This window comes from Flavobacterium sp. MMLR14_040 (genome assembly GCF_033657265.1).
Taxonomy (GTDB): domain Bacteria; phylum Bacteroidota; class Bacteroidia; order Flavobacteriales; family Flavobacteriaceae; genus Flavobacterium.
On sequence record NZ_JAWVWO010000004.1, the window covers coordinates 57149 to 74642 of the forward strand.

Annotated in this window: 19 protein-coding genes; 10 read left to right on the forward strand and 9 right to left on the reverse strand. The window is 33.1% G+C overall.

What is annotated here, in order from left to right:
• Nucleotides 1-101 precede the first annotated feature (101 nt).
• Together SD960_RS07520 and SD960_RS07525 are read left to right on the forward strand one after the other, a co-directional pair.
• Nucleotides 102-461 carry a twin-arginine translocase TatA/TatE family subunit gene (locus tag SD960_RS07520; RefSeq protein WP_073397041.1) on the forward strand — a complete coding sequence of 120 codons (360 nt, stop codon included), beginning with the start codon at nucleotides 102-104 and terminating at the stop codon, nucleotides 459-461.
• Entirely contained in the window at nucleotides 461-1024 is a 564-nt protein-coding gene (locus SD960_RS07525; protein ID WP_318801952.1) for a phosphatase PAP2 family protein, read from the forward strand. The genes SD960_RS07520 and SD960_RS07525 overlap by 1 nt, the downstream gene beginning before the upstream one ends.
• A gap of 176 nt (nucleotides 1025-1200) precedes the next feature.
• Here the strand turns inward: SD960_RS07525 and SD960_RS07530 are convergent, their stop codons facing one another.
• The 6 genes from SD960_RS07530 to SD960_RS07555 form a co-directional block, all read right to left on the reverse strand.
• Entirely contained in the window at nucleotides 1201-1842 is a 642-nt protein-coding gene (locus tag SD960_RS07530) for an O-methyltransferase (RefSeq protein WP_042564047.1), read from the reverse strand.
• A 108-nt stretch (nucleotides 1843-1950) separates the two neighbouring features.
• Complete coding sequence (locus tag SD960_RS07535) at nucleotides 1951-2316, reverse strand: hypothetical protein (RefSeq protein ID WP_318801957.1); 366 nt, start codon at nucleotides 2314-2316, stop codon at nucleotides 1951-1953.
• A 232-nt stretch (nucleotides 2317-2548) separates the two neighbouring features.
• A complete protein-coding gene (locus SD960_RS07540) occupies nucleotides 2549-3070 on the reverse strand; it encodes a hypothetical protein (RefSeq protein ID WP_318801959.1) in 522 nt (173 codons plus the stop codon).
• Between the two features lie 31 nt (nucleotides 3071-3101).
• Entirely contained in the window at nucleotides 3102-4493 is a 1392-nt protein-coding gene (locus SD960_RS07545; protein WP_318801961.1) for a hypothetical protein, read from the reverse strand.
• A 5-nt stretch (nucleotides 4494-4498) separates the two neighbouring features.
• Nucleotides 4499-5068, reverse strand: a complete 570-nt coding sequence (locus SD960_RS07550) for a YceI family protein (protein WP_318801963.1) — start codon at nucleotides 5066-5068, stop codon at nucleotides 4499-4501.
• 250 nt (nucleotides 5069-5318) lie between these two features.
• Nucleotides 5319-5909: a YceI family protein gene (locus SD960_RS07555; protein WP_318801965.1), complete on the reverse strand. Its 591-nt coding sequence runs from the start codon at nucleotides 5907-5909 to the stop codon at nucleotides 5319-5321.
• Between the two features lie 265 nt (nucleotides 5910-6174).
• Here SD960_RS07555 and rlmN point away from each other — a divergent pair, with 265 nt between their 5' ends.
• Nucleotides 6175-7227 carry a 23S rRNA (adenine(2503)-C(2))-methyltransferase RlmN gene (gene rlmN / locus SD960_RS07560; RefSeq protein ID WP_318801967.1) on the forward strand — a complete coding sequence of 351 codons (1053 nt, stop codon included), beginning with the start codon at nucleotides 6175-6177 and terminating at the stop codon, nucleotides 7225-7227.
• A gap of 274 nt (nucleotides 7228-7501) precedes the next feature.
• Here the strand turns inward: rlmN and SD960_RS07565 are convergent, their stop codons facing one another.
• A complete protein-coding gene (locus tag SD960_RS07565; RefSeq protein ID WP_318801969.1) occupies nucleotides 7502-8362 on the reverse strand; it encodes a hypothetical protein in 861 nt (286 codons plus the stop codon).
• Nucleotides 8363-8521: 159 nt separating this feature from the next.
• On the opposite strand from SD960_RS07565, the gene SD960_RS07570 reads away from it, so the two are divergent.
• From SD960_RS07570 to dnaG, 5 genes are all read left to right on the forward strand, one after another.
• Entirely contained in the window at nucleotides 8522-9499 is a 978-nt protein-coding gene (locus tag SD960_RS07570; protein ID WP_318801971.1) for a polyprenyl synthetase family protein, read from the forward strand.
• A gap of 188 nt (nucleotides 9500-9687) precedes the next feature.
• Complete coding sequence (locus tag SD960_RS07575) at nucleotides 9688-10248, forward strand: RNA polymerase sigma factor (RefSeq protein ID WP_318801973.1); 561 nt, start codon at nucleotides 9688-9690, stop codon at nucleotides 10246-10248.
• Nucleotides 10235-10963: a hypothetical protein gene (locus SD960_RS07580; protein ID WP_318801975.1), complete on the forward strand. Its 729-nt coding sequence runs from the start codon at nucleotides 10235-10237 to the stop codon at nucleotides 10961-10963. The genes SD960_RS07575 and SD960_RS07580 overlap by 14 nt, the downstream gene beginning before the upstream one ends.
• 175 nt (nucleotides 10964-11138) lie before the next feature.
• A complete protein-coding gene (locus tag SD960_RS07585; protein ID WP_318801977.1) occupies nucleotides 11139-12191 on the forward strand; it encodes a hypothetical protein in 1053 nt (350 codons plus the stop codon).
• Between the two features lie 128 nt (nucleotides 12192-12319).
• Entirely contained in the window at nucleotides 12320-14383 is a 2064-nt protein-coding gene (gene dnaG, locus SD960_RS07590) for a DNA primase (protein WP_318801978.1), read from the forward strand.
• A gap of 106 nt (nucleotides 14384-14489) precedes the next feature.
• Here the strand turns inward: dnaG and SD960_RS07595 are convergent, their stop codons facing one another.
• Complete coding sequence (locus SD960_RS07595) at nucleotides 14490-15119, reverse strand: response regulator transcription factor (RefSeq protein WP_026730588.1); 630 nt, start codon at nucleotides 15117-15119, stop codon at nucleotides 14490-14492.
• A 94-nt stretch (nucleotides 15120-15213) separates the two neighbouring features.
• The gene (gene nadE, locus SD960_RS07600) at nucleotides 15214-16020 is read right to left on the reverse strand and encodes an NAD(+) synthase (protein WP_318802010.1); all 807 of its coding nucleotides are present in this window, start codon (nucleotides 16018-16020) and stop codon (nucleotides 15214-15216) included.
• A 99-nt stretch (nucleotides 16021-16119) separates the two neighbouring features.
• Between nadE and gldB the strand changes: the two genes are divergently transcribed.
• Nucleotides 16120-17076: a gliding motility lipoprotein GldB gene (gene gldB, locus SD960_RS07605; RefSeq protein WP_318802012.1), complete on the forward strand. Its 957-nt coding sequence runs from the start codon at nucleotides 16120-16122 to the stop codon at nucleotides 17074-17076.
• Nucleotides 17076-17411, forward strand: a complete 336-nt coding sequence (gene gldC / locus SD960_RS07610) for a gliding motility protein GldC (protein ID WP_042563788.1) — start codon at nucleotides 17076-17078, stop codon at nucleotides 17409-17411. The genes gldB and gldC overlap by 1 nt, the downstream gene beginning before the upstream one ends.
• Nucleotides 17412-17494: the final 83 nt, after the last annotated feature.

Consider the following 17494-nt stretch of genomic DNA (forward strand, 5'->3'; position numbering starts at 1 on the left):
TGTCTAGATGGTAACTAAAATAGAGTCTTTTTTTTTAAGGAAATTTTAAAGTTCGCGAGCTACAAAATTTAATATCTTTGTGACACACTAAAATAAAAATTATGTTTGGTATAGGAGGAGGAGAATTAGTTTTCATACTATTTATAGTTCTAATGCTTTTTGGTTCTGATAAAGTGCCGGAAATTGCCCGTACTATGGGTAAAGCAATGGCGCAGTTAAAAAACGCAACCAACGATATTAAAAGTGAGATTCATAAAGGAGCAGAAGCTAATGGTTTTGATTCTCAAACTTTGACGAATATCACCGGCAATATCAATGCGCAGATTAACGAGGCAAAAACTAATTTATTAGGCGATACGACAAGTGTGTCTACTAATTTATTGGGTGATACTGCTACAGAAATCGACAAAGTAAAAGAAGACATAGAAACAATCTCAGGACCTGTAAAACGCCAAAAATAATGCTTGAAAAAATAAAAGAATTTGATATCAATTTATTGGTATATCTTAATAGTTTAGGTTCTGAAAAATTTGACGGCTTTTGGCTTATTATTACCAATCAATTGTATTGGACACCATTCTTTTTATTTCTTTTCTTTCTGATCTACAAAAAAATAGGAGTAAAGCAAACTTTATATATATTGCTTTTTATTGCAGTTTTGATCGCTTTTACAGATCAGACCACAAATCTTTTTAAACATACTTTTGCGCGTTTGCGTCCGTGTAACAATCCTGATCTTAAAGGTGTTATTCGTGCCGTTCAGATTCGTAATTCATATAGTTTTTTCTCAGGACATGCGGCGAACACTATGGCGGTTGCGACCTTTTTGTTCTGGATTTTAAAGCGCCACTTCAAGTATTTCGGATTATTGTTTTTATGGCCTTTAATCTTCGCTTACAGCCGAATTTATTTAGGATTGCATTATCCAGGAGATATTCTTACCGGTTATTTCTTCGGAGCAGTTTTTGGATCGTTGCTTTATTTGGTTTATAGACGACTAAAACCGCAATATTTTCCGGGATAATTTTTAGGAGCTATTTTTTCTAAATTCTATAAGGTTTCAACTATAGCCCACGGTTTCAACCGTGGGGTACAATGTGAAATCTATGCGTTCCAACGGTTGAAACCGTTGGCTATGTTTAATAACATGGTATTCTAAAAAACTCAGGATCTTAGTATCTCAGAAACTTAGCAACTTTTCTAAAGCACTCTACTCACCGTCAACCCATCGCGAATAGGCAATAAAACCGTCTCTACTCTCGGATCGTTTTTTAAAAGTAAATTGTATTCTAAAAGCACTTTTGTACTTACATCATTTGGGTGAACAGGTTCCAGGATTTTTCCGCTCCACAAAACATTATCAGATAAAATAATGCCGCCTTTATTCATTTTTGGAACAATCATTTCCCAATAATTTAGGTAATTTTCTTTATCGGCATCAATAAAAACCAAATCAAATTTTACGTCAAGCGTTGGGATAATGTCTATAGCTTCACCTAAATGCTGAAAGATTTGCTTTCCCCACGGTGAAGCATCAAAATATTTACGCTGAAAATCGACTAATTCTTCTTTAATATCAATCGTATGCAGTTGTCCGTTTTCCTGCATTCCTTCGCACAAACACAAAGCTGCATAACCGGTGTATGTTCCTATTTCGAGGATATTTACCGGACGAATCAATTTAGACAACATGCTTAAAACGCGACCCTGAAAATGTCCGCTTAGCATTCTTGGCAAAAGTATTTTCTGGTAGGTTTCTTTATTTAGTTTCGCCAGCAATTCTGGTTCGTTTTCAGAATGCTGCTCGATATAATCTTCTAGTTCTTGTGATATAAAATGCATCTTATTGTAGTTCTTATTGAAGACAAAAATACAAAAAATATCGGCTTACTTTTTTGCATAAAAAAACCACCCGCGAGCGGATGGTTTCAATTTTGATTTCAAAGGGAATTATTTTTTCAATGCTTCATTAACGTCTTTAGCGGTTTTTACTGTTCCGTCTTTTGCAGCTTTCGCAGCAGCTTCTGCTTTATCCGCGGCTTTTTGAGAAGCTTCTTTTACGTCTGCTGCTGTTTTTTTAGCGGCATCTTTTACTTCTTCAACGGTTTTATTAGTAGCTTGTTTTGCTTCGGTAGCAGCGTTTTCAACTTTAACTACAGCAGTATCTTTTACTTCTTCAATATCTGTTGTTAAAGAATCAACTTTGTTTCCAAGAGTAAGATTGTCTTCCTTAGGTTTTAATTCCTTGTCTCCGCAAGATTGTACGGCGAATGCCAATAAGGCGATAACAGCTAAGCTTAAAATTTGTTTTTTCATGATTAATTCATTTTTAAAAGGTGATAAAATATAAAGGTTATAAAGCTGAAAAAATAAAAATACAAATTTTAAAATTAAGCGCTCTTCGTAAGATTATTTTTCTCTTAGGAGCAAGACAATTCCCGTGCCAAAATTTTCATTCCTGAAACTTAGATTTAAATTATTTTGAAATCGGTTTAACTAAGTATGTAAATAAATATAGAGTATATGTTGAATTAATAATCAAGTGATCTTATGGTGCTTTGTATAAACTAAAATTAATTACAATTTCATCTTTAACTTTAATTAAACCGGCCATTTTTACCGGCGGCTCCAGTTCAATATCAGAAAAGTTTAAATTTAATAATCCATGAATTTTATCTTCTGCATTGTATAAAATAAAATCTTTGTATTTGAGTGTTTTATTAGTGATTAAAAAAGTGAGATTGCATTTGTAGTTTTTTCCGCAAGGTTTAATGTCGGAAAGAAAAACAGTGCTGTTTGGAAATTTTTTTGCTTTTACAGTTCCCTGTAAATCTTTAGTCATTATTTTGTTGCCACAATCAAAATCTGTCATTTTGATTTCGGTAGTGAAATTATTTTTTTTAGAATTCAAATAAACTGTATCTGTTTTAGAAAATGTATTTGAACAATTGTATTTGCCAACGGTAGAGGCTCCCGTAATTTCTATTTTGATTTTATTAATCATTAAAAGAGGATCACCTAAAAAAGTGGGTTTAGTACTTCCTAAGAATGAAAAAAATACTAACCCCAAAATTAAATTTAAAAACAAGCGTTTCATTTCATTAGAATAAAATTACCGCCTCGAACATTAATCCTTTAAAGCTGCCACCAAAAAGATCGTTAGGAGTTGCTCCGTTAAATTGAGAGAAATTTTTATAATTTTGATCAACATATTCTAGTTTTGCCAAAACATTTTTAGTCATAAACCAACCCGCAGCAGCTTCAAATCTATTTATTTGAATACTTTGGGTATTTGCGTTGGCCAATTTTCCATCAACTAAATTATATTTTCCACCTACATAAAATCTTTCTCCTTCGCCAAAACGGTAAACTAAATCTCCAACATACTGGTTTATTTTACGAGTGTCGTCAGTGCCTTTAAAATCTCCTCCTGAAGTAAATTCTAAAGTTCCAAAAAATTCAAGGCCTTTATATTTTATAAATGGGTTTACCATGTATGATGTTGCCCAGTTTCCGTATCCGGGATTAAATCTTCCTGTGTCTTTATTTGCAGTCGGATCAAAATTGTTTGCTACAGCTGTAACAACATTTCCGGTAGCGGGATCAATAATACTGTAATCAGCATGGCTCATTACGCCATAAAAGCGGCTTCCTGCTCTGTCTGAAGCGTATAGATTTCCACTAGAGTTTGCCGTATGGTAATAAGATCCTGTTAATCTAATTCTCAAATCTTCGTTAATCTGTTTATCCCAGCCTAGTTTTGCAAGTATAGATGGACTTATAGTGGTATTAGAGTCTGGTTTTAGAGTCGTTGGAGTTGCTGGTACTATTTCTGCAACATTTTGATTTAGTTTAGAATTGGTAACTCCAATCATGCTTACAAAACCAGATCTGTTATAATAAATTTCTGCTCCCATTTCTGTGATGAACGCATCCATAATGTTATTTCCAACAAACGGATTCATAAAGGCATTTCCGTTATCAGATCTTCTAAAATGTGCATCACCATAGTTATTCTCCATTTGACCAATTTTGATCGTTGTATATTGCATAAAATCAGCAAGGAAATCTTTTTTAATGAAGTCCAGTTTGTCAATTTGCAAATAACCTCCTTTTACCCAGGTTTCATTGTGATGTCTTGAAGCCAGATAAACATCTAAATTCACACGAACACCATCATATAGCTGAGCTCCAATAGTGAAATTGGCATTGGGTAAATTAAAATTATTTTCCAGATTATTCAATCTGTAACCAGGCGCTGTAGCCAAACCTTTTTGATCATTAAAGGAATTCAAAGCCTGAAACTGAAGCGCAAATGCAGCTCCCATGTCTACACTTAAACCCTTAAATGCAACAGTATCTTTTTTAACATCAAATTGATTAAACCCTTTTTGATTTCGTGGAATTTGATTCTGAATATGTCCAAAACTAACTTGCGCATTGACGGTAAACGTACTGACTAATGCAATAATGAATACATAAATTTTTTTCATGGCGTTTATAAATTAAAGTTTAAGTTGAATTTTATAGTCAAATCTTCACCGGTTGTGATAGTTCCTAACATTGCGGTTGGAGATTTCATTCCAAATTCGGTAAAAGTAATTTTGTTAGATCCCTGCATGTTTAATACATCTTTTGTTAGGATTGTTTTTACAGTAGTTTTCAAGATTTTGTTTACTCCTGCAATGGTATATGTTCCGGTTAGTTCCCAAGTTGTTTCGTTTACTTTTTGAGCAGATTTAAGTACATATTTTATGTTTTTTTGCGTATCGGTTTTCAATGTTTTATAAGCAACTTTATCCATGCTTTTTTTCTCGCTTTTAACGCTTTCTGCTAAAAGATTTATGGATAAAGATTCGATATCAGTAAGTTTTGAATTGGCTATTGTAAAGTTTCCCGTTCCTGTTCCTGAATTTGATTTCATCTCCCAGTCATGTAAAGTTGAAGTGCCTGAAACTGAAAACGCAGGTTTGCTGTCTAATACATAATTTTTTTGTGCAACTGCAAATGTTGTCATCCCTAAAAAAGAAATGATAAAGGCGAATAATTTAATTTTGTTTGATTTCATTTTTACTATTATTTATTGTAGTGAGACATTTTTTTGAATTCAATTTAACCACGTGTTTTATTATCTTTTTCAAATTTATCCCCGTTATTCCTGGATTTTTATGATAATAATCATTGTTAAAATTTTATTAAATTTGTATTTAATAACTACAACGTTTTCATTTTTGTTAAAATCAATGCATAAAAAAAAGAGCTATTTGATTTTTGTCAAATAGCTCTTTTTGAGTTTTTGTTATTTTAAATTATAGCAATCAATTTTGTGTTAAAGATCCTTTCATGCTTAGTTCGCTAAAAGTAAGATTGAAAATTAAAGTTAAATCTTTTCCTGCTCTAACCACGCCCAATGCTGCTGTTGGGGCAGACATTCCAAAATCTGCAAAAGTAACCTGATTAGATCCCTTCAAAATAAAACTGCCATTTATAGATGTTACGTTTACAACGGTTTTAAATTCTTTACTGATTCCTGAAACTGTATATATTCCGGTTAAATTCCAGGTTGTTTCGTTTACTTTAGTAGCAGATTTTAAAACATATTTAATGTTTTTGTATGTTTTTGTGTCCAGAGTTTCGTAAGCCACATCATCCATGCTTGTCTTAGTGCTTTTTAAACTCTCTGCTAATAATGTAATAGTTAAATTGTTTATATCAGCTAGTTTAGAATCTATAACTGTTAAATTGGCGATTCCATTTCCATCTGAAGATTTCATTGACCAATCGTGTACGTTTGAAGTTCCGGCAACCTCAAAAGTTGATCTTGCTATAGTATAATTTCTTTGCGCATTTACCTGTAATGACATTGCTGTAAAAATCACTGTCAATAAAATTGATTTAATTACTTTCATTTGATATGGTATTAGTTTGTTTTTGGAATAAGGAAAACTTCAGTTGAATTTTTAAAAGATTAAAACTCCCCTTATTTCTTAGACCAAATTTATGGTGAATACATAGCACAGAGAATGATAAAAATCATAGTTAGGATTTTATTAAATAACTATAATTTGTAAAATTGAAAATGGTATAGTTCCCAAAACAAAAACAAGTATTTGCAGGTAATAAGCGGAAGGATATCGTCAGAATTTTTTAAGAAAAAAACAGTAACTTTGCACCATGCAATTGGAGAAAAAAGACATAAGAGCCTTATCAAAAGATCAATTACGAGATTTTTTTGTCGCAAATAATGACAAAGCTTTTCGTGGAAATCAAGTCTATGAATGGTTGTGGAGCAAAGGAGCACACAGTTTTGAGGATATGACGAATGTTGCCAAAACAACACGTTCTATGCTTGAAGATAATTTTGTAATCAACCATATTAAAGTCGATACTATGCAGCGCAGCAGTGACGGAACTGTAAAAAATGCCGTTCGTCTGCATGATGGTTTAGTGGTAGAATCGGTTTTGATTCCCACAGATACCAGAACAACAGCTTGTGTTTCAAGTCAGGTTGGTTGTAGTTTAGATTGTAATTTTTGCGCAACGGCAAGATTAAAGCGTATGCGAAATCTGGAACCTGGAGAAATATACGATCAGATTATGGCAATTGATAAAGAAAGCCGTTTGTATCACAATCATCCCCTTTCGAATATTGTTTTTATGGGAATGGGAGAACCTTTAATGAACTATAATAATGTCATTAAAGCAATCGATATGATCACGTCGCCGGAAGGTTTAGGAATGTCGCCAAAGCGTATTATGCTTTCGACATCAGGAATTCCGAAAATGATTAAAAAAATGGCCGATGATGATGTGAAATTTAAATTGGCAGTTTCCCTGCATTCGGCAATTGATGAAATCCGTGCGAAGATTATGCCTTTCAGCAAAAATTTTCCTTTAAAAGATTTACGAGAAGCACTTGAATATTGGTACAGAAAAACCAAAAGCAAAATTTCATACGAATACGTGGTTTGGAAAGGAATTAACGACGATAAAGCTTCAATTGATGCTTTGGTTAAATTCTGCAAATATGTGCCATGTAAGGTTAATTTAATCGAATACAATCCAATTGATGACGGAGAGTTTCAACAAGCTTCAGAAGAATCTATTATGGCTTATATAAAAGCCTTAGAAAATATTGGAGTAGTAGTAAAAGTGCGTCGCAGCCGCGGAAAAGATATTGATGCAGCGTGTGGGCAATTGGCCAATAAAGAAGGGAATGAATTGTAAATATTTATATGTGTAGTCCTTACGGAACAAAATAACATAGGTGGAATATTATTTCTACCAGTATATAATCTCTCCGAGATATATTTTGCAAAAGAATTAAACGATCCCAACATTAATCTACAATAAATATTCCGTTTGGATTACATATTGGTAGCAAAAGAATAACGACTACAAAATAAAAATGTCCAATAGGGACTTACTTTATAATAAATAAAAAAGCATTAAAGACAAGACCAATCTTGTTTTTAATGCTTTTTTTTGGGCAAAAAAGGCTTTATTTTTTCAAATCTATTTCTTCGGTTACGCCATCTTTTGTAACAGTTACCAAAGTATTGCAATCTCCATTTCCATAATCAATAACCGCATTGGCTCCGTTTTTAGTTAACGATAAAACACCTTTTACAGCAAATGGTTTTTTGCACGCGGCATTAAATTCCAGCGGAGTTGTAATTTCTGCCGAATAAGTATCGCCATTCGGGAAAGTTGTGGTTCCGCTTCCTGTTACAACAGATTTATTATCGTCCCAATTAAACCAGGTATCATAACCGGAAATAGTTTCTTTTATCAAAGTTCCTTTTCGCATATAAACGCCTCCATCATCAAAAGTGACAGTCATGTCAATTGTTGCTGTTAAAACCGGATGCGCTTCTGCAAGCAAATCGGTAGCTTTTTTAGTTCGAACAATGCTCTTGCTTCCCTCAATTTTTTTGCCATTGTGATAAAAACCTTCAAAAGTATAACTGATGGTTTGTGTCGCTGCAGAAAAGTCATTAGAGAACGAAACAACCATTTTACCTTTTACAGCATTTCCATTGTCCAGCGTACAGCCTTCAACACCAAAATCAACTGTTCTTGTCCATGTATTATTGGTTAAAACCATAGTGATTGTAGCGCAGTCCGGTAAAAAGTTTTTGATTATTCCGCCAGGTTTATTAGTACTGTTTTGCTGAGCATCAAATTGATCTTCGGCAATATTGGTTACATCCTCTATTGAGGCATCAATTTTAGAATTGGTAACAATTTCATCATTTGAAATTTTAGCATTCGTTCCGTCGTTTCCACTTTCATCAGAATTACAGCTAATAAAAAATGATAAAGTGATACAAGTTCCAATTAATAAAAATTTTGTTTTCATAATAAATAGTTTAGGTTTTACTTTTAATTAATGAATTCAAATTGGGAATTGGAATTAGATGTTTTTTTGGTTAATTTTTTAATTAGTACATAAATTGTTCATATACTAACATAAAATAGTCAACGTTTTTTTATTTAAAATAGTATATTTGGAGTCGAAATGAACATTACTTCTCAAATAAAACAGCCCATTTTTAATGAAATGGAACTTTTCGAAAAAAAGTTCCATGAATCGATGACCTCAAAGGTTGCGCTGCTGAATAGAATTACGTACTATATTGTAAATCGAAAAGGAAAACAAATGCGTCCGATGTTTGTTTTTCTGACATCAAAAATGGTTTCAGGAGGTATTGTAAACGAAAGAACATACCGTGGAGCATCTGTAATTGAGTTGATTCATACTGCAACTTTAGTACACGATGATGTGGTTGATGATAGTAATCGCCGCCGCGGATTTTTCTCTATTAATGCACTTTGGAAAAATAAAATTGCTGTTTTGGTTGGTGATTATTTATTGTCGAAAGGATTATTGCTTTCGATAGACAATGGTGATTTCGATTTACTTCGAATTATTTCTGTAGCTGTTCGCGAAATGAGCGAAGGAGAATTGCTTCAGATAGAAAAAGCCAGAAGACTCGATATTACCGAAGAGGTTTATTACGAAATTATCCGAAAAAAAACCGCTACACTTATTGCGGCTTGTTGCGCTCTTGGTGCAAAATCGGTAATTGAAGATGATATTCAGGTCGAGAACATGCGCAAATTTGGTGAACTTATCGGAATGGCGTTTCAAATCAAAGACGATTTATTCGATTACAGCGAAGAAGCCATAGGTAAACCAACCGGAATCGATATTAAAGAGCAAAAAATGACTTTGCCTTTAATTCATGTTTTAAATACTTGTACTCCGCAAGAAAAAAAGTGGCTGATAAACTCCATCAAAAACCACAACAAAGACAAAAAACGCGTAAAAGAAGTTATTGCTTTTGTAAAAAATAATAATGGTTTGGCTTACGCCGAAAATAAAATGATCGAATTCCAACAGGAAGCACTTTCACTATTACAGAATTACCCCGATTCTGAGTTTAAAGATGCCCTTATTTTAATGGTAAATTACGTTATTGAGAGAAAGAAGTAATTAGATAATTTGCCAATTAGAAAATTATAAAATTGTTTTACTATGTTGTAAATCAGTTGCTTTTGTTTTTTATTTTGGAATTTGGAATTTATTTTTTGATTTTTTTATTTCCCATGCAACCATTTCCAAACCAAACTCGTCTATGCTAATAGAAGTCTGTTAGTAAAACAAAACCGGAACGCTTATTAATGAAAATTATTCATTTACATCAGGAAGAAGCTGAAATTATAAAGTTGGCTGTCGAGAATAATCGACAAGCACAACAGCAAATTTACGGTCGGTTTTCTCCAAAAATGTTAAGTGTTTGTCGGCAATATATAAAAGACATTCAACTGGCAGAAGATGTAATGATTACCGCTTTCATGAAAATTTTTACCAACCTGAATAAATTCGAAAACAAAGGAAGTTTTGAAGGCTGGATTCGCCGAATTATGGTGAACGAATGTATTTCGTATTTAAGAGTTCAGAAAAAGGTAAAATTTACCGAAGACGAAATTTATGTCGAAGAAAGTTTCAATGCAATTGACAGTCAGTTTTCGATAGAACAAATTCAGTTTTTAATTGATGCTTTGCCGGACGGTTATAAAATGGTTTTCAACTTATATGCAATTGAAGGTTACAAACACAATGAAATTGCCAAGATGTTAGGTATAAGTGAAGGAACATCAAAATCGCAATTATCGCACGCCAGAAAAATGCTGCAGATACAAATTAATACATTAAAAAAACAAGATAATGGAACCGAATAATTTTGAAAAGGATTTCCGTGAAAAACTAAACCAACGTACAATTGAACCAAGCAACAAAGCCTGGGATCGATTAGATGCCATGTTGAGTATTGCAGAAGAAAAGCAGCCTAAAAAGAACTATAAATGGTTGTATATCGCAGCAAGTATTGTTGGTTTTTTAGTAGTTGGAACTTTCTTTTTCAATCAGAAGAAAAATGTTGTTGAAACTCCAAAGAATAATGTTGCTGTAGAAGAGGTTACAAAGAAAGATTCGGTAATAAAACCTACTGTAAACAGGATAGATTCTGGTAAGATAGAAATTGTAGCCTCAGAAAAAGCAACAATTAAAAGAGTAAATACAAAAGAAGCAAATAGTAATCCAGATGTTTCTGTACAAAAATCAAAACAACTTATAAAAAATGAAAAAAATCAAATAGCGGAGTCTTCAATCATCATCAAAAACAATCAGGAAAAACAAACAATCAATAATCAAACATCAGTTGTCGAAACTTCTAAAAATGAAAATGTCGATCAATTGCTAAACGCAGCCGAAAAAACTGTTGTGGCAGAACATTCGGTTAGGCCAAAATCGAAAATAAAAATCAACGCCAGTGATTTGCTCAATCAGGTCGATGGCGAATTAGAAACTTCGTTTAGAGAAAAAGTGATTACAAAAGTCAATAAAAATTATCAAACCGTAAAAGTGGCATTGGCGAATAGAAATCAGGAAGAGTAAAGAAAATAGAGTAAAGAGTAAAGAATAAAGAGTAAAGAAAATAGAATATAGATTTTAGTTTCGGAGGAACGATCCATATTGTAGCGTCGGGTTTTAATCCGACGGAGATGGAATAAAAGTATCTACAATTCACAATTAATCATCATCAATCAACAATCAAATTAAAAAATCAATCATGAAAAATTTTACCGTTTACCTCGTAATTTTAGTTTTCTTATTTGTCAGCAAAGTGCTGGGGCAGGAAACTTTTGAATCAAGAGCAAAGCAAATTGCCGACAAAATAGAAAAGATTACAAAAGAAGAAAAAGCAACTTTAAAAGAAGAAGTTGAAGCTGTAAATGTGCAATTATCAGAAGGAAAAATAACTCAGGAACAAGCTGATAAACGCAAGAAAGAGCTGGCCGAAGCCCGAGCCGTAATAATCGAAGAGAAAGTTACTTTGGCTCAAAATGAACTTAATGATCTGGTACAGCAAAAAGTAGATGGAAAAATCAAAGAGCAGGATTCAACAAAAAAACATATGCTGGTTATTCATTGGAATGACCGAAACTGGGAAGACAGAAAAAAAGCAAAAGATTCTATTCATGGTGAAAAAAGAACCACTTCGCAATTTGTATTTGCAATGGGGTTAAATAATATGATGGTCGATGGCAAACTTCAGGATTCGAATTACAGTTTTATAGGTTCACATTTTTATGAATGGGGTTTTACTTATAATTCAAGATTAATGAAAAACAATAATTTATTGCATGCAAAATACGGATTGTCATTAATGTATAATAATATTCGTCCAACAGACAATCGCAGTTTTATAGTAAATCAAGATCAAACAAATTTGGAGGTCAATGCGACAAATCTCAATGAATCCCGATTTAGAAATGTGTATTTAGTATTGCCTGTACATTTAGAATTTGATTTTACAAAGCCAACAGTAAGTAACGGAAAAACATATTTTAAAACACATAAAAGTTTCCGTTTCGGAATTGGAGGTTATGCAGGAATTAATGTAAAATCGAAACAAATTTTAAAATTTGAAGAAGAAGATTTAAAATATAAAACAACCATAAAAGGGGATTATAATGTAAATAATTTTATTTATGGATTAAGTTCTTACATTGGTTACAAATCGTTGAGTTTGTATGCAAAATATGATTTAAACCCTTTGTTTCAGGATAATGTGGTTGACGAAAAAAATATTTCATTAGGATTACGTTTCGATTTAAATTAAAAATTGAGTTAAGTTTAGTTAGTAGAAAAGCACTTCGAAAGAGGTGCTTTTTTTATGAAAAAATGATCCCATTTCAAGATTGATTTATGTACTTTTACAGGCTCTAAATTTTAAAAATATTTTACGTTTTGATCTCACAAAATACAATTGATACTGTTTTTGAAACTGCTCGCGTAGAGGAGGTTATTGGTGATTTCGTAAATTTAAAACGCGCCGGAAGTAATTTTAAAGGTCTGAGTCCGTTCTCAGATGAGCGCTCTCCGTCGTTTATGGTGTCGCCAGCAAAAGGAATCTGGAAAGATTTTAGTACGGGAAAAGGTGGGAATTCTGTTAAATTTTTAATGGAACACTCACAATTTACCTATCCGGAAGCCATTCGGTATTTAGCCAGAAAATACAATATTGAAATTGAAGAAACTGAACAGACAGATGCCGAAAAAGCCATTACGGATGTTCGCGAAAGTATGTACTTGGTTTCGGAATTTGCAAAAGAATATTTTTACAATACACTTTTACATTCAGAAGAAGGAAAAGCAATTGGACTTTCCTATTTTAAAGAAAGAGGTTTTACCAACGAAACCATCAAAAAATTTAGTTTAGGATATTCACCGGAAACCTGGGATGCATTGACCAAAGAAGCGTTGGGTAAAGGATACAAACTTGAATTTCTGGAAAGTACCGGTTTGACAATTGCCAGAGAAGATCGTCCTTTTGACCGTTTTAAAGGTCGTGTAATGTTTCCTATCGAAAGTATGTCCGGACGGGTTTTAGGATTTGGAGGACGTATTTTAACCAATGATAAAAAAGCAGCCAAATATTTAAACTCTCCCGAAAGTGACATTTACCATAAAAGTAAAGTGCTTTACGGAATTTTTCAGGCCAAACAATCGATCGCAAAACTAAACAATTGTTATTTGGTTGAAGGTTATACCGATGTAATTCAGTTTCATCAGGCTGGAATCGAGAATGTTGTAGCTTCTTCAGGAACGGCTTTAACACCAGATCAAATTCGTTTGGTTAATCGTTTAACGAAAAACATTACTGTGCTTTTTGATGGAGATGCTGCAGGTTTGCGCGCGTCTATTCGAGGAATCGATTTAATTTTGGAAGAGGGAATGAACGTAAGAGTTTGTGCTTTTCCTGATGGGGAAGATCCGGATAGTTTTGCCAGAAAAAATTCTCATGATGATTTAGTAGCGTATTTAGAATCAAACAGTAAAGATTTTATACAGTTTAAAGCTTCGATTTTAATGAACGAAGCCAAAAACGACCCAATAAAAAAAGCAGATTTGATTCGGGATATGGTAACGAGTATTTCTAAAATACCAGACCGTATTCAGCGAGAAGTATATCTTCAGGAATGTGCCCGAATTATGGATATTTCGGAGCAGGTTTTAGTAAGTACGCTGGCACAGTTGATTCAAAAAGATGTTGCAGAAGCGAATAAAAAGCAAAAGCAGGATCAAAAACCTTTTCAGGTTTACAGAAACGAAAATCAAAAAAATACAGGATATTCAGGAGGAGATCCCGATGATCCCAGAACGGGGCCGCCAGAGGATTATCCGGGAGATATGGGATATCCGGCGCAGCAGGCAGAAAAAGTAGATATTCTATATGGTTTTGAACGCAAAATAATCGAAATATTATTGCTTTACGGAAGTGTTCTCGAAGATTTTGAAGATGTTTACCTAAAAGCCGATGAAGAAGGCGTTATTAAAGAAGTAAGCGAAAAAAGAAAATATAAGGTTTACGAAAAAGTATATTTAAGCCTTCAGGAAGATGAGGTGGAGCTCTCCAATTCTTTATTCCAAAGTATTTTTAATGGTTTGATTGATTTCTACAACCAAAACGAAAGTTTTAGTTTAGATAAATATTTAATGCATTTGCCACCGGAATTTGCTCAGGAAGTGACCAATATATTAATGGAAGATGAAAAAGTGGCTATTCACAATTGGGAAGGACAAAATATTTTTCCGAAACATAAAAACGTAACAATAGAACAAAATGTTTCTGACACCATTTTTTCCATGCGCTGGTATTTGGTTTCAAAAATAATACAGGAATTAAAACAATCTTTATTATCTGATCCGCAGGAAGATAATTCAGAACTTTTATCTATGGTAGTTGATTATTCTAAATTGCTGAATAATTTTTCAAGAAAATTGGGCAGGGTTGTAGTTCCTTATCACTAAAAATATAAAAAGCTCTATACTATTTTACTAGTACAGAGCTTTTGTTACGGTTTTTGGATTATTCAACTGATATTTGGAAGATATCAGCAAGAGTAATTTTACACCATTAAATAATTTCTAATGTCTTAGCTTTATTTACTAAGTCAACTAAATTAGTCACGTTTAATTTAGTTAATAATCTCAATTTGTAAGTACTGATCGTTTTTTCGTTCAGGTTTAAAATTTTAGAGATTTCATTATTCTTTTTACCATCGCTTAAGTAACGCAAAACCTCAATTTCACGATTCGAAAGTTTTCTGTACAAGCGTTCGCTTTTGCTTTGTTTAGCAATAAGAGCCATGTTTTTACGTACAGTTTCGTTGATAATAATTTTTCCTTCGTGTACTTTAATAATAGAAAGACCTAAAGTTTCAAGTTTTTCTGTTTTGTGCACGTACCCGGAAACTCCCGCTTTAATCGCGTTTGGAGCATACATTTGTTCAGCGAGATCACTGAAAATTACAATTTTTGTTTTTGGGAAATTTTTTAGGATAGATTTCACCTCGAAGATGCTCGAAAGACCTTCTAATTCTAAATCCAGAATTAGAATATCGATCTCCTTCGTCTGAAGAATATCTCTAACCATTGAAAAATTGCCTACGTTAGCAACAATTGAAATTTGATCGTGGTCTTTGAAATAAGATTTCACGCCAAAGTGAGTCACAGGATGATTGTCTGCAAGACATACTTTAATCATAATTTTACCTTTTTAGAATTATTATCATGTTTTTTGGAGCTGTAAAATTAATAAATAAATTCTGTAATTAATCGCAGACAAATGTTAAAAAGTTTTATTTTAACGTTTTTGGTATCAAACAGACAGGTATGGCATCCATTTTATGCTTGTTGCTGGTGTTTAAACGTTTATAAATTTCAAAGACAGATTTTTCTCTCCCAGTGAAGTCAGCTGGCGTCTTTCCTGACTCCGAGGCTTCCATCGCCCATTCAAGTTCGTCGTAACTTGCACCCAATTGGTCCTCATCGGTCCTGTTATCACCAAATAAACCATCTGTAGGCGCTGCTGTTAAAATTGAGTCTGGAATTGTTAAAAATTCTCCAAGAGCATAAACATCAGACTTCATTAAGTCGGCAATCGGACTTAAATCGACTCCACCGTCTCCATATTTAGTATAAAAACCAACACCAAAATCTTCTACCTTGTTCCCTGTTCCTGCCACCAATAAACCGTGAATTCCGGCTAAATAATATAATGACGTCATACGGATACGTGCACGTGTATTGGCCAGTGATAAATTAACTTTTGTTGAATCTTCTGTAGAAGGCACAGAAGCCTTAAAAGCTTCAAAAGTTGATGTTAAGTCAGTTTTTACATCCGAAACGTTAGGAAAACGCTTTTTCAATTGGTCAATATGTTCTCTTCCTCTCGAAACCTGACTTTCTGCCTGATGAATTGGCATTTCAACACATAGAACTTTTAAACCCGTCTGGGCACATAGAGTAGAAGTTACAGCGGAGTCAACTCCACCGGAAATTCCGATTACAAAACCATTTACTTTTGCATTGTTAGCGTAATTTTTTAGCCACTCAACAATATGCGTATTTACTTTTTCTGCTTGAATTGTGCTTTTTTTAGTCATAATAGGTCAAGTTTAAGATACTGGAATGTATATTTGCACAAATATTTTTAAGTATATGTTGTACTTAAATTCATGCAACACAAATCTAATTAAAATAAAATGAAATTATATCGCTTTGTAGTGGTTCTGTGCTTGTTTTTTTTGTCTTGTGATCAAAAAAGTAAAGTAGAAAAAGCTGTTGAGGAAATTCCGGTTGATGTAAAAGTAGAGCGTTTCGATAAAGTATTTTTTGAAACAAAACCTCAGGATTTGGCCAAAGTAAAAAAACAATATCCCTTCTTTTTTCCCGCAGGAAATGATGATAATGTATGGCTGAATAAAATGCAGGATCCGATCTGGAGAGAAGTTTATACAGAAGTTGAAAAAAAATATTCGAATTTTGAACCTGTTCGTGAAGAATTCAATGCGCTTTTCCAACACGTAAAATATTATTTTCCTGAAACTAAAATTCCAAAGGTAATTACAGTAATAGGAGAGATGGATTATAATGCAAAAGCAATTTACGCAGATAGTCTGGTTATTGTTGCATTAGAATTGTATTTGGGAAAAAACCATAAGTTTTATGAGTTTCCCAATTACCTGAAAGAGAATTTTGAGGAAAAACAAATTATGCCCGATGTAGTTTCTAGTTTTTCTTTTAGAAAAATTCCGGCTTCTGCAGATAGAACTTTACTTTCTCAAATGATTTTTGAAGGAAAACAATTGTACGCCAAAGATTTGCTTTTACCAGATTATACAGATGCAGAAAAAATGGGTTACACGCCGGAACAAATAAAATGGTGTGAAGAAAATGAAGAATATATGTGGCGTCATTTTATTGAAAATGAAATGCTGTATAGTGAAGATCCTAAGTTAAATACCCGATTTATTGCTCCTGCACCATTTTCTAAATTTTATCTTGAAATAGATAACGATTCTCCCGGAAGAGTGGGTGCCTGGATTGGCTGGCAAGTGGTACGTTCGTACATGAAAAACAATAATGTTACGCTGCCGGAATTATTAAAAACAAATGCTAAAGAAATTTTCGAAAAGTCCAAATATAAACCTAAGAAATAATGTCAGATACAATAAACTCAGAAATTAAATTCAATATAGAATTAGACGAAAACCGTGTTCCTGAAAAATTAACATGGAGCGCTCAGGATGGTGGCGTACAAGCAGAAGAAGCAAAAGCAATAATGTTGTCTATTTGGGATAGCAAAGCAAAAGAAACAATGCGTATTGATTTGTGGACAAAAGATATGCCGGTTGATGAAATGAAAATTTTCTTTCACCAAACATTAGTAGCAATGTCAGATACGTTTAAACGCGCTACAGACGACGAAAAGATGGCAGATACGATGAAAGATTTCTGTGATTATTTTGCAGAAAAACTGGAACTAACTAAATAAATTCTAATTTTTTTAAATTCCAAATTCCAATTCTTGTAATTGAAATTCCAAATAAAAAAAATCCCAAATCCCAACTTAAAAAT